The sequence below is a fragment of the Rhodococcus baikonurensis genome (assembly GCF_040489275.1).
In the GTDB taxonomy this organism is placed as follows: domain Bacteria; phylum Actinomycetota; class Actinomycetes; order Mycobacteriales; family Mycobacteriaceae; genus Rhodococcus_F; species Rhodococcus_F baikonurensis.
The window spans coordinates 1-1412 of record NZ_JBEUOQ010000068.1; the positions used below are offsets into that span (position 1 = coordinate 1).

At 63.3% G+C, this 1412-nt stretch carries 1 protein-coding gene; it reads right to left on the minus strand.

The features are described 5' to 3' along the window. Positions 1 to 1334: IS30 family transposase (locus ABWI03_RS34150; RefSeq protein WP_352102051.1), on the minus strand; the 1334-nt coding region annotated here is incomplete at its 3' end. Between the last annotated feature and the right edge of the window lie 78 nt (positions 1335 to 1412).

Consider the following 1412-nt stretch of genomic DNA (forward strand, 5'->3'; position numbering starts at 1 on the left):
ACACGTTGCTGTTGAATTGATCGTAGGTGTTCGTCCCAAGCTTCAGCGGGGGTTCGCCATTGGAGTCGTTTCCGTGGTCGCGTGTTGAGAGCGTGTGCGACTGCCGCGAGATCGTCTGGGCTCCATCGCGAGAGATCAGTTCCCTTCGGAAAGTATTGGCGCAGTAGTCCATTCGCATTCTCGTTGGTACCTCGTTGCCATGGGCTGTGTGGATCGGCGAAGTACACCTTCAGCCCGGTGTCGATGGTGAACTGGGCGTGTGCGGACATTTCCTTTCCTCGGTCCCAGGTCAGCGAGCGTTTGAGTTCGGTGGGCATCGACGCCAGTGCCTGTGCCAACGCTCTGTTCATCGACACCGCTCCGTATCCCGACAGTGCCGGCCCGTTCTTGGTGATCGGTTGCTGTCGCCACCCTTGTTCCCGAGGCAGGTGCACGAGGGTGGTGTATCCGGTTGTGCGCTCGACGATGGTGCCGATCGCGGACCTGTCCGTGCCGATGATGAGATCACCTTCGTGGTGCCCGGGGATCGCACGGTCGTCGGCTTCTTCGGGACGCTCGCTGATGAGTACGTCCGGTGTCACATGGGCCCAGGCAACGCGTTTCGCTCTCGCGCGTGGCATCCGAAGAGCGCGGCCGGTGCGCAGGCACAAGATGAGTTCGCGGCGCAGCGCACTGCGACCCTCGATGAACAGGGACTGGTAGATGGCTTCGTGGCTGATCCGCATGGACTCATCATCCGGGAAATCGATCGGTAGCCGGTGCGAAATCTGCTCAGGGCTCCACGCTTTCACCCATCGGCGGTCCTGCCGATGCGGCTTGTTCAAGCCCTTCCATTGCCGTTCGAGCGGTCCGGCGACAGCATCGCCGCCCGGCTTGGTGATCTGGCCTGAGAGTCGGTCCTCGACGTAGTGCCGTAACCGATCGTTTGCCGCGAGCTTGGCGGTCTTCGGGCGACGAGCAAACAACTCGGCTTTCCAGTGCGCCACGCTGGCGCGGTACTCGAGCGTGCCGCCACGCGTGGCAGCGTTACGCCGCAACTCCCGCGAGATCGTCGACGGGCTCCTCCCGATGGCACCCGCTATCGAGCGCACCCCATGGCCTGTGGCGTGCAGGATCGCGATTTCCTCACGCTCTGCCAAAGAGAGGTACCTGCCTGCCGGCGCGGGCCACGAGTACGGCGTCATCCCGCCAGCGTGCCGGAACCACCGCTGGCCCGCAGGCTGTCCCACGCCGACAGCGTCAGCTGCCTCGCGAGGAAGCTTGCCAGTACTGATCTGCTCCCAAAAATCTCGTTCCTTCGACCGTGGATGGCCCGGCGCTCCCGGTGACCTCATCGGAGCCCTGCCCGTTACTTCCCGCACCCAATCCGATGGACGACCCACAACACCCTCCTGACCTCGAATGTTGCGTCC